Annotated in this window: 17 protein-coding genes; all 17 read left to right on the plus strand. The window is 66.1% G+C overall.

All coding sequences use genetic code 11. From position 1 onward, the window contains the following. Positions 1-17: 17 nt before the first annotated feature. The 17 genes from ASR47_RS21420 (at position 18) to ASR47_RS21500 (ending at position 19383) form a co-directional block, all read left to right on the plus strand. On the plus strand, positions 18-977 hold the full coding sequence (locus tag ASR47_RS21420) for a DUF2157 domain-containing protein (protein WP_065309814.1): 960 nt from the start codon (positions 18-20) through the stop codon (positions 975-977). Beyond that, positions 974-2626, plus strand: a complete 1653-nt coding sequence (locus ASR47_RS21425; protein WP_065309966.1) for a GDYXXLXY domain-containing protein — start codon at positions 974-976, stop codon at positions 2624-2626. The genes ASR47_RS21420 and ASR47_RS21425 overlap by 4 nt, the downstream gene beginning before the upstream one ends. 44 nt (positions 2627-2670) lie before the next feature. Next, on the plus strand, positions 2671-3915 hold the full coding sequence (locus ASR47_RS21430; protein ID WP_065309815.1) for a metal-dependent hydrolase: 1245 nt from the start codon (positions 2671-2673) through the stop codon (positions 3913-3915). A gap of 8 nt (positions 3916-3923) precedes the next feature. Next, entirely contained in the window at positions 3924-5672 is a 1749-nt protein-coding gene (locus tag ASR47_RS21435; protein ID WP_065309816.1) for a cation:proton antiporter domain-containing protein, read from the plus strand. Between the two features lie 60 nt (positions 5673-5732). Further along, complete coding sequence (locus ASR47_RS21440; protein WP_065309817.1) at positions 5733-6614, plus strand: ion transporter; 882 nt, start codon at positions 5733-5735, stop codon at positions 6612-6614. 37 nt (positions 6615-6651) lie between these two features. Further along, complete coding sequence (locus ASR47_RS21445) at positions 6652-7632, plus strand: 3-oxoacyl-[acyl-carrier-protein] synthase III C-terminal domain-containing protein (protein WP_065309818.1); 981 nt, start codon at positions 6652-6654, stop codon at positions 7630-7632. A gap of 24 nt (positions 7633-7656) precedes the next feature. Beyond that, positions 7657-8694 carry an NAD-dependent epimerase/dehydratase family protein gene (locus tag ASR47_RS21450; protein ID WP_065309819.1) on the plus strand — a complete coding sequence of 346 codons (1038 nt, stop codon included), beginning with the start codon at positions 7657-7659 and terminating at the stop codon, positions 8692-8694. Further along, a complete protein-coding gene (locus tag ASR47_RS21455) occupies positions 8687-9529 on the plus strand; it encodes an MBL fold metallo-hydrolase (protein WP_065309820.1) in 843 nt (280 codons plus the stop codon). Before ASR47_RS21450 ends, ASR47_RS21455 begins: the two co-directional genes overlap by 8 nt. Then, entirely contained in the window at positions 9526-10815 is a 1290-nt protein-coding gene (locus ASR47_RS21460) for a F390 synthetase-related protein (protein ID WP_065309821.1), read from the plus strand. Before ASR47_RS21455 ends, ASR47_RS21460 begins: the two co-directional genes overlap by 4 nt. A 2-nt stretch (positions 10816-10817) precedes the next feature. Then, entirely contained in the window at positions 10818-11453 is a 636-nt protein-coding gene (locus ASR47_RS21465; RefSeq protein WP_065309822.1) for a phosphatase PAP2 family protein, read from the plus strand. Next, entirely contained in the window at positions 11450-12568 is a 1119-nt protein-coding gene (locus ASR47_RS21470; protein WP_065309823.1) for a sterol desaturase family protein, read from the plus strand. The genes ASR47_RS21465 and ASR47_RS21470 overlap by 4 nt, the downstream gene beginning before the upstream one ends. Continuing rightward, a complete protein-coding gene (locus tag ASR47_RS21475; RefSeq protein ID WP_065309824.1) occupies positions 12565-13680 on the plus strand; it encodes an acyl-CoA desaturase in 1116 nt (371 codons plus the stop codon). The genes ASR47_RS21470 and ASR47_RS21475 overlap by 4 nt, the downstream gene beginning before the upstream one ends. A gap of 80 nt (positions 13681-13760) precedes the next feature. Beyond that, the gene (locus ASR47_RS21480) at positions 13761-14330 is read left to right on the plus strand and encodes a GbsR/MarR family transcriptional regulator (protein ID WP_065309825.1); all 570 of its coding nucleotides are present in this window, start codon (positions 13761-13763) and stop codon (positions 14328-14330) included. After that, entirely contained in the window at positions 14327-14971 is a 645-nt protein-coding gene (locus ASR47_RS21485; protein ID WP_065309826.1) for a DUF4166 domain-containing protein, read from the plus strand. Before ASR47_RS21480 ends, ASR47_RS21485 begins: the two co-directional genes overlap by 4 nt. Next, a complete protein-coding gene (locus ASR47_RS21490; RefSeq protein ID WP_065309827.1) occupies positions 14968-16431 on the plus strand; it encodes a TIGR01777 family oxidoreductase in 1464 nt (487 codons plus the stop codon). Before ASR47_RS21485 ends, ASR47_RS21490 begins: the two co-directional genes overlap by 4 nt. 42 nt (positions 16432-16473) lie before the next feature. Further along, a complete protein-coding gene (locus ASR47_RS21495; RefSeq protein ID WP_065309828.1) occupies positions 16474-17862 on the plus strand; it encodes an ethanolamine ammonia-lyase subunit EutB in 1389 nt (462 codons plus the stop codon). A 69-nt stretch (positions 17863-17931) separates the two neighbouring features. Next, on the plus strand, positions 17932-19383 hold the full coding sequence (locus ASR47_RS21500) for a pyridoxal phosphate-dependent decarboxylase family protein (protein WP_065309829.1): 1452 nt from the start codon (positions 17932-17934) through the stop codon (positions 19381-19383). Positions 19384-19392 lie beyond the last annotated feature (9 nt).

The following is a 19392-nucleotide window of genomic DNA, read 5'->3' on the forward strand; positions in this document are numbered from 1 at the left end:
ACTTTTGAAAGCAGACGATGGATCTACGCCTCGCCGTGTATCAACTCGCCGCCAGCAATCAGCTTGACGCCGCGCAAACCCGGCAATTGCAGGAACTGGCCGGCTTCGGGCGCGAGCCCAAAGGCCTGTCCTGGTGGCTGCCGCGTGGCGTGGCCGTGCTGGCTGCGGCGCTGCTGGGCATGGGCCTGATTTTCTGGGTCGCCGCCAACTGGGAGGACCTGGGCCGCAGCGGCCGTTTCGCGCTGATCCAGGCGGTGTTCGTCGTCGCCTGCCTGGGCGCTTTTGTGTTTTCCGCCGCGCGCGCGCCGCTGCTGCTGATCGCCATGCTGGCCATCGGCGGCCTGTTCGCGTATTTTGGCCAGACCTACCAGACCGGCGCCGATCCGTGGCAGCTGTTTGCCGTCTGGGCCGTGCTGGCGCTGCCGCTGTGCCTGGTGGCGCGCAGCGATGTGCTGTGGACGCCGTGGATGCTGGTGCTGGCCACCGGCATCACCTTGTGGATGCAGGCCCATTCCCGTCATAGCTGGCTGATACGCGCCGAGGATATCGATATTCTGCTGACAGGCTGGGCGGCGCTGCTGCTCGCCTGTGCGCTGGTGTCGCCGCTGCTGGCGCGCTGGACCGGCACCGGGCCGTGGCCCTTGCGCCTGGGGCTGATGCTCGCTGTCATCATGATCACCGGTTCCGGCCTGAGCGCGCTGTTCAGCAGCGATATGGCGTCGCCGTACTGGGCTGCCCTGGGCGTGCTGGCGATGGCCGCCGGCCTGCTGCTGACGCGCCAGTTGTTTGACGTGTTTGGCCTTTCCGCCGTCGCGCTCGGCATCAACACCTTGCTGGTGTGCGGACTGGCGTCGCGCCTGTTCGACCGCGGCCACGATGAAATCGCCGGCATGCTGATGCTGGGCCTGGCCGCCGCCGTGCTGCTGGCGCTGACCGTGCAGGGCATTTTGTGGCGCACGCGCCGGGAGGCGCCATGAGTACCGTGAAAGTGCATCCACTCGGCGAACTGATACAGGACGCCACCCGTGCCGGCGTGCTGCCGGCCAACGTCACCCTGCCGGTGCAGGACGTGCGGCCCTGGCCGGTCGTGCTGATGACGGCGCTGGGCGCCTGGCTGGCGGCGCTGCCGCTGGTGCTGGCGCTCGGTTTCATGCTGGGCAGTTTCCTGGAAAAAGGCGGCGGCACCTATATCGTGGCGATCCTGGCGCTGGGCGTGGCCGTGATGCTGATCCGTCCGCGCGGCGTGTCGCTGTTTGTCGAGCAGCTAGGCGTGCCCTGCGTGCTGGTGGGCGGCGGCCTGCTCGGCTATGCGCTGTTTCGCGACCTCGATGACCAGATTGCGGCGCTGGTGCTGAGCCTGGTCAGCCTGGCATACGCCGCCATCCTGCAGCGCGACTGGCTGCGCGTGCTGCTGGGCGTGGTGGCCTGCGGCCTGCTGGCGCTGGGCAGCATCGGCTCGCACTACAGCTGGTCGTACGGCAACGATTCGGCCACCCTGTACCTGGCGTGGATGCTGGCGCTGGGCATCTGGCTTGGTGCGCACTGGCTGCAAAAAAACAGCTATGACGACGGCCGTGGCGCACCGGTGGCGGCGTATATCGAATCGGTCTCGACCGGCTGGGTGCTGGCCATCCTGCTGGGCCTGGTCAGCTGGTCCGGCAAGACCTTCATGATGAGCGCCACCGTCGGTGACGGCCTGATGACCGACCTGGCCAATGACCTCACTACCCGCTATGGCGGCAGCTGGTATGCGCAATGGCTGCCGGTGCTGTCGGTGGCCATGGTGGTCGCCGGCGCTTTCTGGATGCAGCGCCGCTGGCCGTCCTTGCGCCAGCTGCCCGCCGCCGGCGTGGCGCTGGTGCTGGCGGTGCTGGCGTGGTATTTGCCCGCGCTGGGGCCGGTACTGCTGGTGCTGGCGTTCTGCGTGACCAGCGCACGCCTGCGCGTGGCGGTGGCGGCCGGCGTGGCTGCGGCCTGGGTGATCGGCAGTTTTTATTATCTGCTGGCCTGGCCACTGGCCACCAAGGCGCTGGTGCTGGCTACAGCCGGCGTGGTCCTGGGTGTGCTGTCGTGGCTGGCCACGCGCGGCGCCTTGCTGAACCTGGCGGACAAGCCCGCCAGCGCACAGGCCAGCCATCCGCGCGCGGCCAGGGCCGGCCTGCTGGCGGGATTGCTGCTGGTGCTGCTGGTGGCCAATGGCGGCATCTGGCAGAAGGAGCAATTGATCGCCAAGGGCGAGCCGGTCTTTATTGCGCTGGCGCCGGCCGACCCGCGTTCGCTGATGCAGGGCGACTTCATGCGCCTGAACTTCCTCGGCTTTGGGGCCTTCGAGGATCTCGACAGCATGGACCGCCGCACGGCGCGGCCCCATGTGCTGCTGCTGCGCGACGCGCGCGGGGTGGCCACGGTGCAAGGCCGCGACGATGGCAAGCCGCTGGCGCCCGGCGCCCTGCGCATGGAACTGACGCCCAAGGATGGCCGCTGGGTGCTGGTCACGGACGCCTGGTTCTTCAAGGAAGGCGAAGCGCAGCGCTGGGAAAAAGCGCGCTTCGGCGAGTTCCGCGTGATGCCCGACGGGCGCGCTTTGCTGGTCGGCATGCGCGACGAAAACCTGGTGCCGCTGTAGCAAAAGGCGCACGTCAAGGCTCTGCCGTACTGTAAAATTGCCCGATGGATAATATTACACATTCGGTGATCGGCCTGGGCGTGGGCGAGCTGCTGCACCGCAGCCTGCCGCCCGAGCCGCAGGAAGCTCCCCAGCGCACGCGGCGCGCCCTGTTTCTGTTTTCGGCCTGGTTTGCCAGCAATGCGCCGGACCTGGATCTGTTCCTGACCCGGCTGATGCCGCGCCCCTTCGGCTATATGCTGCAGCACCGCGGCCATACCCACACTTTATTGCTGGCGCTACCGCAAGCCTTGCTGGTGCTGGCCCTGCTGTGGCTGCTTTGGCCCGGCGCGCGCAAGCTGCTGAAAACCAGCCAGCCGGCCCGCCTTGGCCTGGCGCTGTGCCTGCTGTTGGGCTTGGGCCTGCATATGGGCATGGATTTCCTGAACTCCTATGGCCTGCATCCGTTTTACCCGTTCGACAACCGCTGGCTGTTCGGCGACATGGTGTTTATCGTCGAACCGATGTTCTGGGTGCTGCTGGGCGTGCCGGTGATCGTCGCGTTGCGCTCCGGTCTGCTCAAAGGCCTGCTGTTGGCCGCCCTGGCGGCGGCCCTGTGTTTCTTTGCCTATAAAAATTATCTGTCGCCGGTGGCGCTGGCCGTGCTGCTGGCGCTGGGCGCGCTGATGACGGCCGTGCAAGCGCGCGCCGGCCTGCGCGGACGCGGCGCCTTGCTGCTGGGCTTTGCACTGTCGGCCACTTTTATCGGTGTGCAGGGCACGGCGTCCACGCTGGGCCGCGCCAGGGTCGAGGCGGCCTTGCAGCGCATCGATCCCGGCACCCGCGTATGGGACGTGGCCATGACCGCCTTTCCCAGCCATCCGCTGTGCTGGACCTATGTCTCGCTCGACAGCAAGACCGATGCCTACACCCTGCGGCGCGGCACCATGAGCTTGCTGCCGGCCAGCCTGGCGCCGGCCGCCTGTCCGGCCGGCCTGGCCGAGCCTGGCGATGGCGGTGGCCAGCTGGCGCCCGGCATCGCCGTCTCGGCGCAGGCGACCGGCAGCCTGGCCGCCTTGCGCGCGCTGCAATCGAATAATTGCCATGCGGACGCCTGGCTGCGCTTTGGCCGCATGCCCAAACTGAGCGGGAGCAACTTGACCGATGTGCGCTTCAACCCGGACATGCAGGACAACTTCACCACGGTGCAGCTGGAACAATTCAGCGGCAAGCCTTGTCCACGCTATGTGCCGGGCTGGGAGCGGCCGCGCGCCGACATGCTGGGACTGCCAGTGCATACACAACCTTAGGAACCATCGTGGAAGAGCAGCACGCCCTGCCGTATTTGCGCGAAACGCTGCTGTTTCTTGCGCTGGCCGGCATATTCATTCCCCTGCTGCAGCGCCTGAAAGTGAACCAGGTGCTCGGCTTTCTGGCCGTCGGCGCGCTGTTCGGGCCTTTCGGCTTCGGCCTGTGGGCCGCTGAGTTCACCTGGCTCAGGTATTTTTCGTTCGTGCGCGCCGAGCAGGTCAGCGGCCTGGCCGAGCTGGGCGTGATGTTTTTGATGTTCATGATCGGTTTGGAACTGTCGACCGAGCGGCTGTGGGCGCTGCGGCGCTGGGTCTTCGGCGCCGGCGTGGGGCAGGTGATTGTGAGCGCCTGCCTGGTCGGCGCGGTGGCGTATTATGTTGGCCTGTCGCTGGAAGCGTCCATCGTGCTGGGACTGGTGCTGTCGCTGTCGTCGACCGCAGTGGTGATGCAGCTGCTGGCCGAGCAGCGCGCGCTGCAGACGCCGAGCGGCCAGGCCGGCTTTTCCATCCTGATGTTCCAGGACCTGATGGTGGTGCCGCTGTTTATCCTGATCGACGTGTTTGCCAGCGGGCGCAGCGACGACCTGGCCTATCTGCTCGGTTTTGCCGCCCTCAAGTCGGCTGGCGCCATCTTGCTCATTTATGTGCTGGGGCGGCGCGTGATCCGTCCGCTGTTCCAGTTTTTTGTCGGCAAGCGCCAGCCCGATGTGTTCATGGCCTTGACCCTGCTCAGCACGCTGGGCATCGCCGGGCTGACCTACCTGGCCGGCCTGTCGATGGCGCTGGGCGCCTTGCTGGCCGGGCTGCTGCTGGCGGAGACGGAATTTCGCCATGAAGTCGAAGTGATCATCGAGCCGTTCAAGGGCCTGCTGATGGGGCTGTTCTTCATGTCGGTCGGCATGCAGATCGATGTGCGTGAAATCGTCAAGTCGCCGGTCTGGATCACGCTGGCCGTCCTGAGCCTGTTTGCGATCAAGACTCTGGTGACCGCGTCAATTTTTCGCCTCGGCGGCTTTCCCTGGGGCCGCTCGGTGGCCTCGGGCGTGCTGCTGGGGCAGGGCGGCGAGTTTGCCTTTATCGTGGTCGCCTACGCGCTGGGCACGCGCCTGATCGCACCCGAGGTGGCGCAATTCGTGATGCTGGTGGTGGGCCTGAGCCTGTTCGCCACGCCGGCGCTGGCGAAAGCGGCGCGCGGCCTGGGTGCCTGGTGGGACCGCCGCCACCGGCATCAGCTGGCCGATCTCGATGCCGGCGCCGCGCCGCCGGCGGGCGGCGTCATCATCGCCGGCTTCGGCCGCGTGGGCCAGCTGCTGGCCAAGGTACTGACGCAGCAGGACATCAGCTATGTGGCGATCGAAAACGACGCGCGCCTGGTCACGACCTTGCACCCGCGCGGCTTTGCCGTGTATTTCGGCGACGCCTCGCGCGCCGAGCTGCTGCAGAAAGTCCATGCCGACCGCGCCAGCGCCGTGGTGCTGACGATGGACCATCCGGCCTCGGTGCTGCATGCGGTGCGCTCGATCCGGCGCGCCTATCCGCAGCTGCCCGTATATGCGCGCGCCCGCGACGAAGCGCACGCGCTGGCGCTGGTGCAGGCCGGCGCCACCCTGGTCGTGCCCGAGGCGCTGGAAGCGGCGCTGCAGCTGACGGCCACCGTGCTGCAGACGGCCGGCGTGAGCGAAGCGCGCGCCTTCGATATCGTGCAGGCCGAACGGGACCGCCGCAACGCCGTGCTGCTGGCGCAGCAGCATCCCTGAGGTGTCGCCATACTGGCTAAATTATCTATACAATATTTGGCATATGAACATACGACCAGCATGAAAACCGCACCTTTGACACCACAGCAGCGCTCCGCCCAGGAGGCGCAGAAGCGATACGGCAAGCCCGAGGCGGGCTGGCGCGCGCGCATGTATGGCGTCATTTTTGAAGCCGAAACGCGGGCCGGGCGCGCCTTCGACCTGGTGCTGATCGCCGCCATCCTGATCAGCGTGACGGTGGTGGTGCTCAGCAGCGTCGCTTCGGTGGCGGCCCGTTATGGCCAATGGCTGGTGGCGCTGGAATGGTTTTTTACCTTCCTGTTCACGGTCGAATACCTGGCGCGCCTGTCGTGCCTGCAGCATCCCGTGCGCTACGCGCGCAGTTTTTTCGGCATTATCGACTTGCTGGCCATCGTGCCGACCTATATCGGCCTGCTGCTGCCGGGCGCCCATGTGCTGATCGATGTGCGTATTTTGCGCCTGCTGCGCATGTTCCGCATCCTCAAGCTGACGTCGTATGTGCACGAATACACGATGCTGGGCCGGGCGCTGCTGGCCAGCCGGCGCAAGATCCTGATTTTTTTGTCGGTCGTGATGATGATCGTGTTTTTGCTGGGCACCGTGATGTATGTGGTGGAAGGGTCGCAAAACGGTTTTACCAGCATCCCCACCTCGATCTACTGGGCCATCAGCACCATGACCACGGTGGGCTTTGGCGATATCACGCCGAAGACCGATATCGGGCGCACCATCGCTTCGATGATGATGCTGCTGGGCTGGGGCATCCTGGCCGTGCCGACCGGCATCATCAGCGCGGAAATGACGGTGCAGCGCGGTGGCCGCCAGCAGGTGGGCCGCCGCTGCCCCGGCTGCGGCGAGCGCGACATCGATGACGACGCCAATTTCTGCAAGCACTGCGGCGACTCCCTGCCGCTACCATGAAGCACGACGCCTCACCAACATAACAACAAAGGCATCTATGATTCCAGTACGCCTGATCGCGACCGGCAAGGCCGTGCCCTCGCAAAGCGTGACGTCCGACAGCCTGGACCGTCAGCTGGGCCATCCGCCCGGCTATACCCTGCGCAAAAGCGGCGTCGTGTCGCGCTTTGTCGCCGCGCCGGGCGAGTCGCAAAGCCAGCTGGGCGCGGCCGCCCTGCTTGACGCGCTGAAGAACGCCGGCCTGCAGCCGTCCGACGTCGATCTCTTGATCGGCGCCTGCGGCGTGCCCGAGCAGGCCTTGCCGAACACGGCCTGTTTTATCGCCCTGCACGCGGGCCTGCCGCCCGGCACGCCCGCCTTCGACATCAACGCCAGTTGCCTGAGCTTTATGGCGGCGCTGCGCGTGGCCGCCTCCATGCTGGCTGATGGCGGCTACCGGCGCATCGCCATCGTCTCGGCCGATCTCGCCTCGCGCGGCGTCGACTGGAGCGAGCCGGAGTCGTCGATGATCTTCGGCGACGGCGCCGCCGCCGTCATCGTCGAGCGTGGCGACGGCAAGGCCGGCATTGTCGCCTGCAAGATGGCCACGTATCCGGAAGGGCGGCGCTACTGCGAAATCCGTGGCGGCGGCACCGAGCGCAATCCGCGCAATGGCAGCGAACCCGGCGATTACCTGTTCCATATGGACGGCAAGGCCGTGTTCCGGCTGGCCGTCAAGGTCATGCCGGCTTTTCTGGACCAGCTGATGGCCGAATCCGGCGCCGGCCTTGATCGGATCGACGTGGTGGTGCCGCACCAGGCCAGCCCGCTGGGGCTCGCGCATGCCGCGCGCATCCTCGACGTGCCCGATGCTAAAATCATCAAGATCTTCGAGACCCATGGCAACCAGGTGGCGGCATCGCTGCCCAGTGCGCTGCACGAAGCGGTGATCACGGGCCGGGCCGTTCCCGGCCAGCGCCTGCTGATGATGGGCACGGCCGCCGGGCTGACCATCGGCGGCATGATTCTCGATTTATGATTGTCGATTGATGAGGATGGTGCGATGAAGCGGATACTGGTCACGGGGGCGACAGGCGGCCTGGGGCGCAATGCCGTGCACTTCCTGCTGGCGCAGGGCGTGGACGTGCGCGCCAGCGGCCGCAACCTGGCCGTGGGCCGCGAACTCGAGCGCATGGGCGCCCAGTTCGTGCCGCTGGACCTGGCGCAAGCCACGCCCCAGCAGGCTGACCAGCTGGTGCGCGGCATGGACGCCGTCTGGCACTGCGCGGCGCTGTCTTCGCCCTGGGGACTGGAACGCGACTTTATCGCCGCAAACGTCACGGCCACCGGCCAGCTGCTGCGCGCGGCGGCCGCCTCGCATGTCGCGCGCTTCGTGCACATTTCCACGCCGGCCCTGTATTTCGACTACCGCCACCGCCACGAGGTGCCGGAAACCTTCCGCCCCGATCGCTATGTCAACGCCTACGCCCGCACCAAGGCGATGGCCGAAAAACTGGTGCAGGAAGCGGCCGACAAGCACCGCCAGATGCTGTGCGTGATCCTGCGCCCGCGCGCCATCTTCGGCCCGCACGACCAGGTGCTGATTCCGCGCCTGGCGCGCGTGCTGCACGAGCGCGGCGGCAAGCTGCCGCTGCCCAACGGCGGCGCGGCCACCATCGACATCACCTATGTCGACAACGTGGTGCACGCGATGTGGCTGGCCACCTTGCACAAGACGCTGGCGTCCGGCACCGCCTTCAATATCACCAACTGCGAACCGGCGCGCCTGTGCGACATTCTGCGCAGCCTGTTTTGCGACCACCTGCGCCAGCCTTTCGAAATCGTCAGCATGCCGTACCGGCTGCTGGCGGCGGTCGCCCGCCTGATGCAGTTCGGCGCCCGCTTTACACGCCGCGAACCGCCGCTCACGCCCTACAGCATCGGCGCGCTCAGCTTCGACATGACGCTCGATAACGCCAAGGCGCGCAAGGTGCTCGGCTACCGCCCCATCGTCAGCCTGCAGGACGGCATCGCCCGCACCGCGCAGTGGATGCGCCAGGAAGCGGCCGCGCACAAGATGGCGAAGGAGCGCAATGGCTAGCATCACCGCCTTTCGCGTCGGTCACTGCACCCACCCCTCCTGCATGGTCCTGAAAGGCAGCGGTTTCGCCAGCCGCTGCTTCCCCTCGCGCGCCTACCTGATCGAGACGCGCGCCGGCCTGTACCTGTGGGATACCGGTTACGCCGAACACTTCCGCACCGCCACGTCGAAGGGCGTGTATCGCATGTATGCCTGGGTCACGCCGATCTTTTTCGATGAAAACGAGTCCTTGCCGAGCCAGCTGCGCGCCCACGGCGTCTCGCCCGGCGATATCCATACCCTGCTGCTGTCGCACTTCCATGCCGACCATATCGCCGGCATGCGCGACTTTCCGCAGGCGCGGCTGATGGCCTCGAAAACCGGCTGGGACGCCGTGCGCGGCCTGAGCGGCATACCGGCGGTGCGCCAGGCCTTCGTGCCCGAGCTGCTGCCCGCTGATATTGCGGATCGCCTGGCGTTCGTCGAAAGCGTGCCCGAAACGGCCTTGCCGGCGGCCCTGCATCCGTTTACGACGGGACGCGATGTCAGCGGCACCGGCGAGCTCTATATCGTCGAACTGCCCGGCCACGCCATCGGCCACCTGGGCGCATTCGTGTTGCAGGACGGCGGCTGGACCTTGCTGGCGTCGGACGCGGCCTGGGTGCCGGAAAGCTTCCAGCAGCTGCGCGGCCCGTCCGAGCTGTCCTTCATCATCCAGCACAAGCGCGCGCCATATTACGAGACCCTGAACCGCCTGCACCAGCTGCACCAGGGCGGCAATGCGCGCATCCGCATCACGCATGAAGACACGGACGATTATGCGCCTTTGACTTCGCCCGTGGCGGGCCGGCCTTGAAGCGCATTTTCTGGCTGTTGCTGGCCTACTGGCGCACGCGCCGCCTGCGCTTTGCAAGCCGCGCGCAGCTGGACGCGTATCAAGCGCGCCAGCTGGCCAGCTTTATCGACACCCTGTGTGCGCGCAGCAGCTACTTTGCGCCGTTCCGCGCGCTGCCGCTGGCGCAGTGGCCAAGCATGAACAAGGCGCTGATGCTGGAGCATTTCGATGTCATGAACACGGCAGGAGTGACACTGGCGCCGGCGATGGCAGCGGCCATGGCGGCCGAGCGCAGCCGCGACTTCACCCCCGCCGTGGGCGACATCACGGTCGGCCTGTCGTCGGGCACCTCGTCGCAGCGCGCCGTATTTACCGTCAGCCCGCGCGAAAAAGCCCAGTGGGCCGGCGTGATGCTGGCCAAGGCGCTGCCCGACGGCCTGTTTTCCGGCGAACGGGTGGCGCTGTTCCTGCGCGCCAACAGCAATCTGTACACGGCCGTGCGCTCGCCCTGGCTTACCTTTGCGTTTTACGACCTGTTCCAGCCGTTCGACGCGCTGTGCGCCGAACTGGTGGCCTACAAGCCATCCGTGATCGTGGCGCCAGCCCAGGTGCTGCGCCAGCTGGCGCTGGGCGTGATCGCGGGGCGATTGGCGCTGGCGCCGAAAAAAGTCATTTCGGTGGCCGAAGTGCTCGAAGCGCAGGACCGCGCGCTGATCGTGCAGGCGTTTGGCGCCGTGCATGAAATCTACCAGGCCACCGAGGGTTTCCTGGCCAGCACCTGCGAACACGGCGTGCTGCACCTGAACGAGGAATACGTGCATGTCGAGCCGCAGTGGCTGGACCGGGAGCAGCGCCGCTTCGTGCCCGTGATTACCGACTTTACCCGTATTACGCAACCCATCGTGCGCTACCGGCTCGACGATATTTTGCTGGCGCGCGCCACGCCTTGCCCGTGTGGCCGGGCCACGCGCGCCATCGACGGCATCGAAGGGCGCTGCGACGACATGCTGGTGCTGCCGGCCAGCGTCGAAGGCCAGGCGGTATCGGTCTTTGCCGACGTGCTCACGCGCGCCTTTGCGCAGGCCCTGCCGGCCGCTTGCGACTATCGCCTGGTGCAGCAGGGAGATACCACCTTGCGGCTGCATGCGGCGCAGGACGATGCCGGCCTGGCCGCCTTGCAAGCGCATCTGGAAAGCGTGCTGGCGGGGCTGGGCGTGGCGGTCGAACGCCTGCACTGGAGCGTCAGCCGTGAGTTGCCCGCCTTTGATCCCACCATGAAACGGCGCCGTATCCGGCGTCTACCTTGACGATGACATTGATTGTACGTTTGCTGCATCTGCTGGCCGGCTGGGGCAGCGTGGGCCTGGTCTACTTTTCCAGCGACTGGGTACAGGGGCAGGGCGCGCTTTTGCCTCACATACTGCCCGAGACCATGATCGACCATTCGATCGCCTACAGCGACACGGCCATCTGGCTGTATCTGTCGTTCTTTATCCTGATTCCCTACACCTACCTGGTCGCCAGTCCGGCGCGCGTGCGCTGGCTGGCGCGCGCCATGGCCGTCTCGGCCCTGGTCTGCGGCGTGGTGTTCCTGCTGTATCCGACCACGCTCGCGTATCCGCCGGTCGGTGACGGCATGGGCTGGAGCACGCGGATGCTGCGCATGCTGCAGGCGGTGGACTCCACGCAAAACTGCCTGCCCTCGCTGCATGGCGCCTTGACCCTGCTGTGCGCCTGGGCGCTGTTCGAGCGAGACCGGCCGATACGCTCCGCGCTGGCCGTACTGCTCACGCTGGGCATCTGCTACGCCATCATCGCGCTGCGCCGCCATGTCAGCATCGACCTGGGCGCCGGCCTGCTGGTGGGCCTGGCGGGCGGCGCGTTGGCGAAAATGCGCGTATCCTCGGCAGATCGCCGTGATATTTTTCCGGAAGCCGCACCATGACTCTCAATCCTTTTGCCCTGACCTTCGTGGTCATGCTCGCCTTCGTGCTGGTCGAACTCTTGATACTCAAATGGGTACGCAAGACACCGGTGCCATGGAAGGACGTGATCTTCAACCTCAATTCAGGCCATATCCTGATGTGGGTGTTTCGCGGCGTCGAAGTGGCGGCCTTTGCGCTGCTGCTGCGCCATGCCAACCTGCATATCGTCGACCAGTGGCCGGTGGCCGCGCAATGGCTGTTCGCCTTTGTCGCCTGGGACCTGTGCTTTTACTGGATGCACCGCCTGCACCATAAAATCCCGCTGCTGTGGGCGGTGCACGTGGTGCACCACCAGGGCGAGCATTTCAACCTGTCGCTGGGCGTGCGCAATTCCTGGTACTCGTCGCTGACCAATTTTCCGTTCATCGCCATCCTGGCCGTGCTGGGCGTGCCGCTGGAAGTATTCCTGGTCGTCTCGTCGGTCCATTACTCGGTGCAGTTCTACAACCACAATGCGCTGGTCAACAAATCGGGCATTCTCGACAAATTCATGGTCACGCCGTCGCACCACCGGGTTCACCACGGCACCGACAAGCGCTATATCAACCGCAATTTCGGCGGCACCCTGCTGCTGTGGGATAAATTGTTCGGCAGCTTCCAGCCCGAACTCGAGGGCGTGGAAATGCGCTATGGGGTAAAAGGCACGACCCCGACCCACAATCCGCTCCTGGCCAGCAATGGCAAATTGTTCAAGTGGCTGCGCGCGCGCTTTCCGCACTGGCAGTCGCGCGGCGTGTTCCACGTGCCCGAGCTGTATATCGGCGCCGGTGGCGTGATCCTGTTTGGCCTGGTGATCTATTACGTCAACCACGAAGCGGCGCTCGTCGCCTGGCAGCAGGTGGCACTGTTTGTGCTGATCTTTACCGGCACCCTGGCGCTGGGTGGGCTGTCGGACGCGCGCCGCTGGGGCGCCATTGCCTGGGTCGGCATCTGCCTGGCCACGCCCTTGCTGTTCCTGTTCTGGCAGGGCGCGCGCGACGCCTGGGGCGTGGTGTTCTTCGGCCTGCTGCTGCTGCACGGCCTCGATGGCGCACGCCGCCTGTGGTGGCCGGCGCAGGAAGGCAGGCGCGCATGACGGCGCCGAAGTCCTTGCCCCAGCTGCGCTTTGCGCCGGCGCGCGATTCGGCCTTCCGGCGCGAACTGCGCGAGCGGGCCGACGCCTACCTGGCGGCGGCGTCCACGCACCGCTTTGCCGACTGGCGCATCCATCTCAAGGCGGTCGCCCTTGCTCTCCTCGCGGCCTTGCTGTATCTGGTCGCGCTGCGCGCCGGGACCACCTTCGGCTTTGTCGCCAGCTATGTCGCCTGCGTGGTCACCGCCATGGTACTGGCCATGAACAGCCTGCACGACGGCGCCCACAGCGCCATGTTCCGCCGCGGCCCGCTGAACCGGCTGCTCACGCGCCTGGTCAGCCTGCCGGTGGGCGTGGACATGGATTTCTGGACCATCCGCCATGTGCACTTCCATCACACCTATGCCAACGTCGAAGGCTATGACCTCGACACGGAGCCGAACCCGTTTTTGCGCCAGACGCCGTTCCAGCGCTGGTCGCCGCAGTACCGCTATCAATACCTGTACTGGCCGGTGATCGCCGCGCTGTCGCTACCGTACCTGAACTGGTATGGCGACTGGCTGGACCGCTTCGGCAAGACGCCGGTGGCGGCCCACAGCCGCCTGCAGGGCTGGCGCGGCTGGGCCGTCTTCCTGGGCTGGAAGCTCGGTCACGTGGCGCTGGTGCTGGTGCTGCCGATCTGGTTCATGCAGCATCAAGGCATAGGCTGGGGCACGGTGCTGGGGGCATACTTGCTGGGGCAGATGATCGCCTCCTGCGTGCTGGTGGCGCTGATCCTCGGCACGCACTGGGCCGAAGTCGATTTTTTCCAGCCCGGCGAAGACGGCAGCTTGCCGCACGACTGGTACCAGCACACCTTTTATACCACCTGCGACTGGACGCCGAAGCCGCGCGGCCTGCGCTGGCTCGGCTACTGGCTCGGCGGCCTGAACCTGCACCTGACGCACCATCTGTTCCCGACCTGGAACCACCGCCACTACCCGGCGCTGGCGCGCATCATCGCCGAACTGGCGCCGCGCCATGGCCTGACCTACCGCGAGATCGGCTATTTGCAGCTGCACGCCTCGCAGCAGCAGTTCTTGAAAGCCATGGGCCAGCGGCCGGCACCTTTGTAGCGAATCGCGCTTGACTCGGCTTCCATTGCGCCTTACATTTCTGTAACGACAGAAATAAGAGAAATAATGGAGCTGAAGTCATGGAGCTGACCCCGACCACACAGAAATATATCCTGCACTGGGGCGAGATGGGCACGCGCTGGGGCGTCAACCGCACGGTGGCGCAGATCCATGCGCTGTTGTTCCTGGCCAATGAGCCGCTGACGGCGGAAGATATTGCGGCCAGCCTGAACGTGGCGCGCTCGAACGTCAGCAACAGCCTCAAGGAACTGCAAAGCTGGGGCCTGGCGCGCGTGACCCATGTGATGGGAGACCGGCGCGACCATTTCGTGGCGCTGCAGGATGTGTGGGAGATCTTCCGCGTCATCATGGAAGAGCGCAAGCGGCGCGAGATCGACCCCACCCTCACCGTCTTGCGCGAATGCGCGATCGAAGGCGAGCATGATGCGGCAATTGCTCCGGCGACGTTGGCGCGCATGGGCGAAGTGCTGGCCTTCCTGGAAATGCTGAGTGCCACCTACAGCGACTACAAGAACCTGCCGCCGGCCACCTTGCAGCGCATGCTGTCCATGGGCGGCAAGGTCGCCAAGTTCTTGAGCCCTGAAGACAAAGCCGTCAAATCTGCCAAAGCGAAGAAAGCCAAACCATGAACGGACCATCCGAAGGAGAGCTGTTCAAGAAGGTGATGGGCGACACCTGGCTGAACCTGCACCCCGATATCCGCCGCCGCTTCGAAAAAAATCCGGCGTCCGGCCAGCCCTTGTATTACCGCGGCGAACTCAGTGAATTGAGCAGTTCGCGCCTGGGAAAATTGCTGGGCTGGATCACGCGCCCGTTTATCAACGGCGCCCTGATTCCGCATGACGACTACAATTTTCCGGTCGATATCGAGGTCTATTCGCGCCCCGGCTGCCCGCATATCTTCAAGCAGCGCACCTATCGCCTGCACGGGCGCAAGCCGATCCGTTTCACGTCCTATATGGCCGAAAGCGAAAAAGGCGAGGTGCTCGAATACGTCGGCATGGGCCTGGGCATGAAGCTGGTGCTCGATATCCGCGAAGGCAATCTGTACTTCACCAGCGACGGCTATTTCATCGACCTGTTCGGCTGGCGCATGCCGCTGCACCACCTGCTCACGCCCGGCAAGACCTATCTGTGCCACCGCAACGACAACCCGCAGCAATTCAATATCCGCATCGAGATCCGCCACGCCCTGTTCGGCACCACCTTTACCCAGGTCGGCGTATTTCGCGAAGCGGCTGCCCCCGATACCCACAAGGACACACCATGAATACGCATCTGCTGGCCCTGCAACTGATGGCTTTTCAGGGGTGCCTGGGCGCCTTTGACACCATCTATCACCACGAGATCACCGAAGCGCTGCCGCAAAAGAAATCGGCGCGGCTGGAACTGACGATTCACTCGATCCGCGCGCTGATCTACAGCCTGCTGTTTGCCGGCCTGTCGTCCTGGGAATGGCATGGCGCCTGGGCCTGGGTGCTGGTGATTGTCTTCAGCGTGGAGATCGTGCTGACCCTGTGGGACTTCGTGGTCGAAGACCGCACCCGCCTGCTGCCGGCCACCGAGCGCGTCACGCACACGGTACTGGCCATCAATGCCGGCGCCTTTATCGCACTGCTGGCCCTGAACAGCGCCGACTGGGCCAGCTTGCTTACGGCCCTGGTGTGGCAGCCATACGGCTGGCTCAGCGTCTTTTTGGCCCTGTGCGGCGTGGGTGTGGGCTTGTCGGGTCTGCGCGATGGCTATGCGGCCTGGCAGCTGGGCAAACGGGTAGAAAAGGACGAGCGCACGGTGGAGGCCATCCATTTTGCCAGCGCGCCGCAGCAGGTGCTGGTGACCGGCGCCACCGGCTTTATCGGCCAGCAGCTGGTGCACGCCTTGCTGGCCGATGGCCACCAGGTGACGGTGCTGACGCGCCAGGCCAAACAGGCGGCGTGGACGTTTGACGGCAAGGTGCGTTGCATTACCAGCATGAACGACCTGCTTGATAGCGCCCATATCGACATGGTGGTCAACCTGGCCGGCGCGCGCATTGTTGGCGCGCGCTGGACGCAGGCGCGCAAGGCGGCCCTGCGCCGCAGCCGCATCGGCCTGACGCAGGAGGTGATCGGCTGGATCGCACGCGCCAGCCACAAGCCGCGCGTGCTGCTGTCGGCGTCGGCCATCGGCTACTACGGCGTGCAGCCGCAGGGTGACGATACGGAACTTGGTGAAGACAGTGCGCCGCAAGCGATCTTCATGTCGCAGCTGTGCAGCGAATGGGAGGCGGCCGCGTGTGGCGCCGAACAATATGGCGTGCAGGTGGGCCGCATGCGCTTTGGCCTGGTATTCGGCCACCAGGGCTCCCTGCCGCAGATGCTGCTGCCGATACGCCTGGGCGTGGGCGGGCCGCTGGGCAGCGGCCGGCAGTGGCTGTCGTGGGTGCATGTGCACGATGTGATACGCGGCATCGCCCACCTGGCGCGCCGCAGCGAAGAAAGCATGGTCACGGGTGCGTACAACTTCTGCGCTCCCGACGCGATGCGCCAGGGGCAGTTTGCGAAAGTGGCCGGCAAGGTGCTGCACCGCCCCTCGTTCATGCCCACGCCCGCCTTTGTGATGCGCACCTTGCTCGGCGAGCAGGCCGACCTGCTGCTCGAAGGCCAGCGCGTGGTACCGCGCCGGCTGCTGGCCGACGGCTTCGTGTTTCGCCATCCGGCGGTGGAAGCAGCGCTGCGCAGCCTGGAGTAAGGCCGCGCAGGCGTAGAATGGCGCTCACGGGAGGACTACCTGATGACTCGTTATGCGCATACCCTGGGAAGCATGGTCTACCGCTTCCGCGACCTGAAGGACGTGCTGGCCAAGGCGACGCCGCCGCGCTCGGGCGATGTGCTGGCGGGCGTGGCGGCGGCCAGCGCGCAGGAGCGCATCGCCGCGCAGCTGGCGCTGGCCGAGCTGCCGTTGACGGTGTTTTTGAATGAAGCGCTGGCGCCGTACGAAAGCGATGAAGTCACGCGCTTGATCATCGACACGCATGATCGTGCCGCGTTCGCGCCCATCTCCCATCTTTGCGTTGGCGAGCTGCGCGACTGGCTGCTGGCCGACGCGGCCGACAGCGCCGCGCTGGCGGCGGTGGCGCGCGGCATGACGCCCGAAATGGCGGCGGCTGTCTCCAAGATCATGCGCCTGCAGGACCTGGTGCTGGCGGCGCGCAAATGTACGGTCGTTACCGCCTTTCGCAATACCCTGGGCCTGGCGGGGCGCCTGTCGACGCGTTTGCAGCCGAACCATCCGACGGACGACCCGACCGGCATTGCCGCAGCCATTCTTGATGGCCTGATGTACGGCAGTGGGGACGCCGTGATCGGCATCAACCCGGCCACCGACAACCTGGCGCAGGTGGTGTCGCTGCTGCAGTTGCTGGGCGACGTCATCAAGCAGTACGATATTCCCACCCAGTCCTGCGTGCTCACGCATGTGACCAACACCATCGAGGCGATACGCCGTGGTGCGCCGGTCGACCTGGTGTTCCAGTCGGTGGCCGGCACCGAGGCGGCCAACCGCGGCTTTGGCATCGACCTGGCGCTGCTGGCCGAAGCGCGGGCGGCGGCGCTGTCTCTGGGGCGCGGCACGGTGGGCAACAACGTCATGTATTTCGAGACTGGGCAGGGCAGCGCGCTGTCGGCGCTCGCCCATCACGGCATGGACCAGCAGACCTGCGAAGCGCGCGCCTATGCCGTGGCGCGCGCGTTCGAGCCGCTGCTGGTCAATTCGGTGGTCGGCTTTATCGGCCCCGAATACCTGTACGACGGCAAGCAGATCATCCGCGCCGGGCTGGAAGACCATTTCTGCGCCAAGCTGCTGGGCCTGCCCATGGGCTGCGATGTCTGCTACACCAACCATGCGCAGGCCGACCAGGACGACATGGACGTGCTGCTCACCATGCTGGGCGCGGCTGGCTGCAACTTCATCATGGGCGTGCCGGGCGCCGACGACATCATGCTCGGCTACCAGAGCACGTCGTTCCACGACGCGCTGTATGCGCGCCGCGTGCTGGGCCTGGGCGCCGCGCCCGAATTCGAAGCGTGGCTGGCGCGCATGGGCATCACGCACGGCGATGGCCGGCTGGCCACCGCGCTGGCGCCCGCTTTCCAGGATGCTTTACGGCGGCTGCCAGGGTAGCAGATGTAAATGGCGCCCTGGCTTGCCATGCCGGTGCGATAATCAACCCTCTATCCTAGCGACGCCATCATGCTGCCACCCGATCCAGATTCGCTCGACCCGCAGACTCCCGAAGACTGGGATGCCTTCCGCGCGCAAAGCCACCGCATGCTCGACGACATGCTCGACTATGCGCAGCAGATACGCACGCGCCCGGTCTGGCAAAGCGCGCCCGCGACGGCGCGCGCCAGCTTTGCCGAGCCGCTGCCGCGCGCGCCGGGCGAGCTGGCCGACGCCCACGCCACCTTCATGCACGACGTGCTGCCCTACGCGGTGGGCAATGTCCACCCTGGCTTCATGGGCTGGGTGCATGGCGGCGGCACGCCGGTCGGCATGCTGGCCGAGATGCTGGCGGCCGGCCTGAACGCCAATGTGGGCGGGCGCAGCCAGATGCCGGTGGAGGTCGAGCGCCAGATCTGCCGCTGGATGCGCGAACTGTTTGCCTTTCCCGAGTCCGCCAGCGGGGTGTTCGTCACCGGCACCTCGATGGCCAATTTGATGGGCCTCTTGGTGGCGCGCACCCAGGCGCTGGGCGTGGCCGCGCGCCAGGATGGGCTGAAAGACGCCAGGCTGGTGGCCTATACCTCGGCCGCCGCCCATGGCTGCATCGCCCAGGCGATGGATTTGTCGGGCCTGGGCACAAGCTCCCTGCGCCGCATCGCCGTCAATGACCGGCAGCAGATCGATGTCAAAGCGCTGGCGCAGGCGATCGCGCTGGACCGCGCGGCCGGCCTGACCCCGTTTCTGGTCGTCGGCACGGCCGGCACGGTCGATACGGGCGCCATCGACGATCTGACGGCGCTGGCGGCGCTGGCGGCGCGCGAACAGCTGTGGTTTCATGTCGACGGCGCCTATGGCGCGCTGGGCATGCTCACGCCCGAGGTGGCGCCGCTGTTGGCCGGCATCGAACTGGCCGATTCGCTGGCGTTTGACTTTCACAAATGGGGGCAAGTGCCGTATGACGCGGGCTTTCTGCTGGTGCGCGACGGTGCCCGCCATATGGCGGCGTTCGCGGCGCCGGCGGCCTATCTGCGCCGCGAAGCGCGCGGCCTGGCCGGCGGCTCGCCGTGGCCGTGCGACTTCGGCCCCGACCTGTCGCGCGGTTTTCGCGCCCTGAAAACCTGGTTTACCTTCAAGGTGCATGGCGCCGAGCGCATGGGCGCGGCGATTGCCCACACCTGCGCGCTGGCGCGCCAGCTGGCCGCGCGCGTGCAGGCGACGCCGGAACTGGAACTGCTGGCGCCGGTGACCTTGAATATCGTGTGCTTCCGCCACCGTGGCGTGCCCGGCGGCGACAGCGATTCCTTCAACCGCGAGATCGTCGGCGACCTGCATGAATCGGGCGTCGCCGCGCCGTCGACCACCACCATCGGCGGCCAGCTGGCGATCCGCGCCGCCATCGTCAACCACCGTACGCGCGCGCACGATATCGACGCGCTGGTCGACGCCGTGCTGCGCTTTGGCGCCGCGCGCATGTCCTGAACTGGAACA

Source organism: Janthinobacterium psychrotolerans (assembly GCF_001677885.1).
In the GTDB taxonomy this organism is placed as follows: domain Bacteria; phylum Pseudomonadota; class Gammaproteobacteria; order Burkholderiales; family Burkholderiaceae_D; genus Janthinobacterium; species Janthinobacterium psychrotolerans.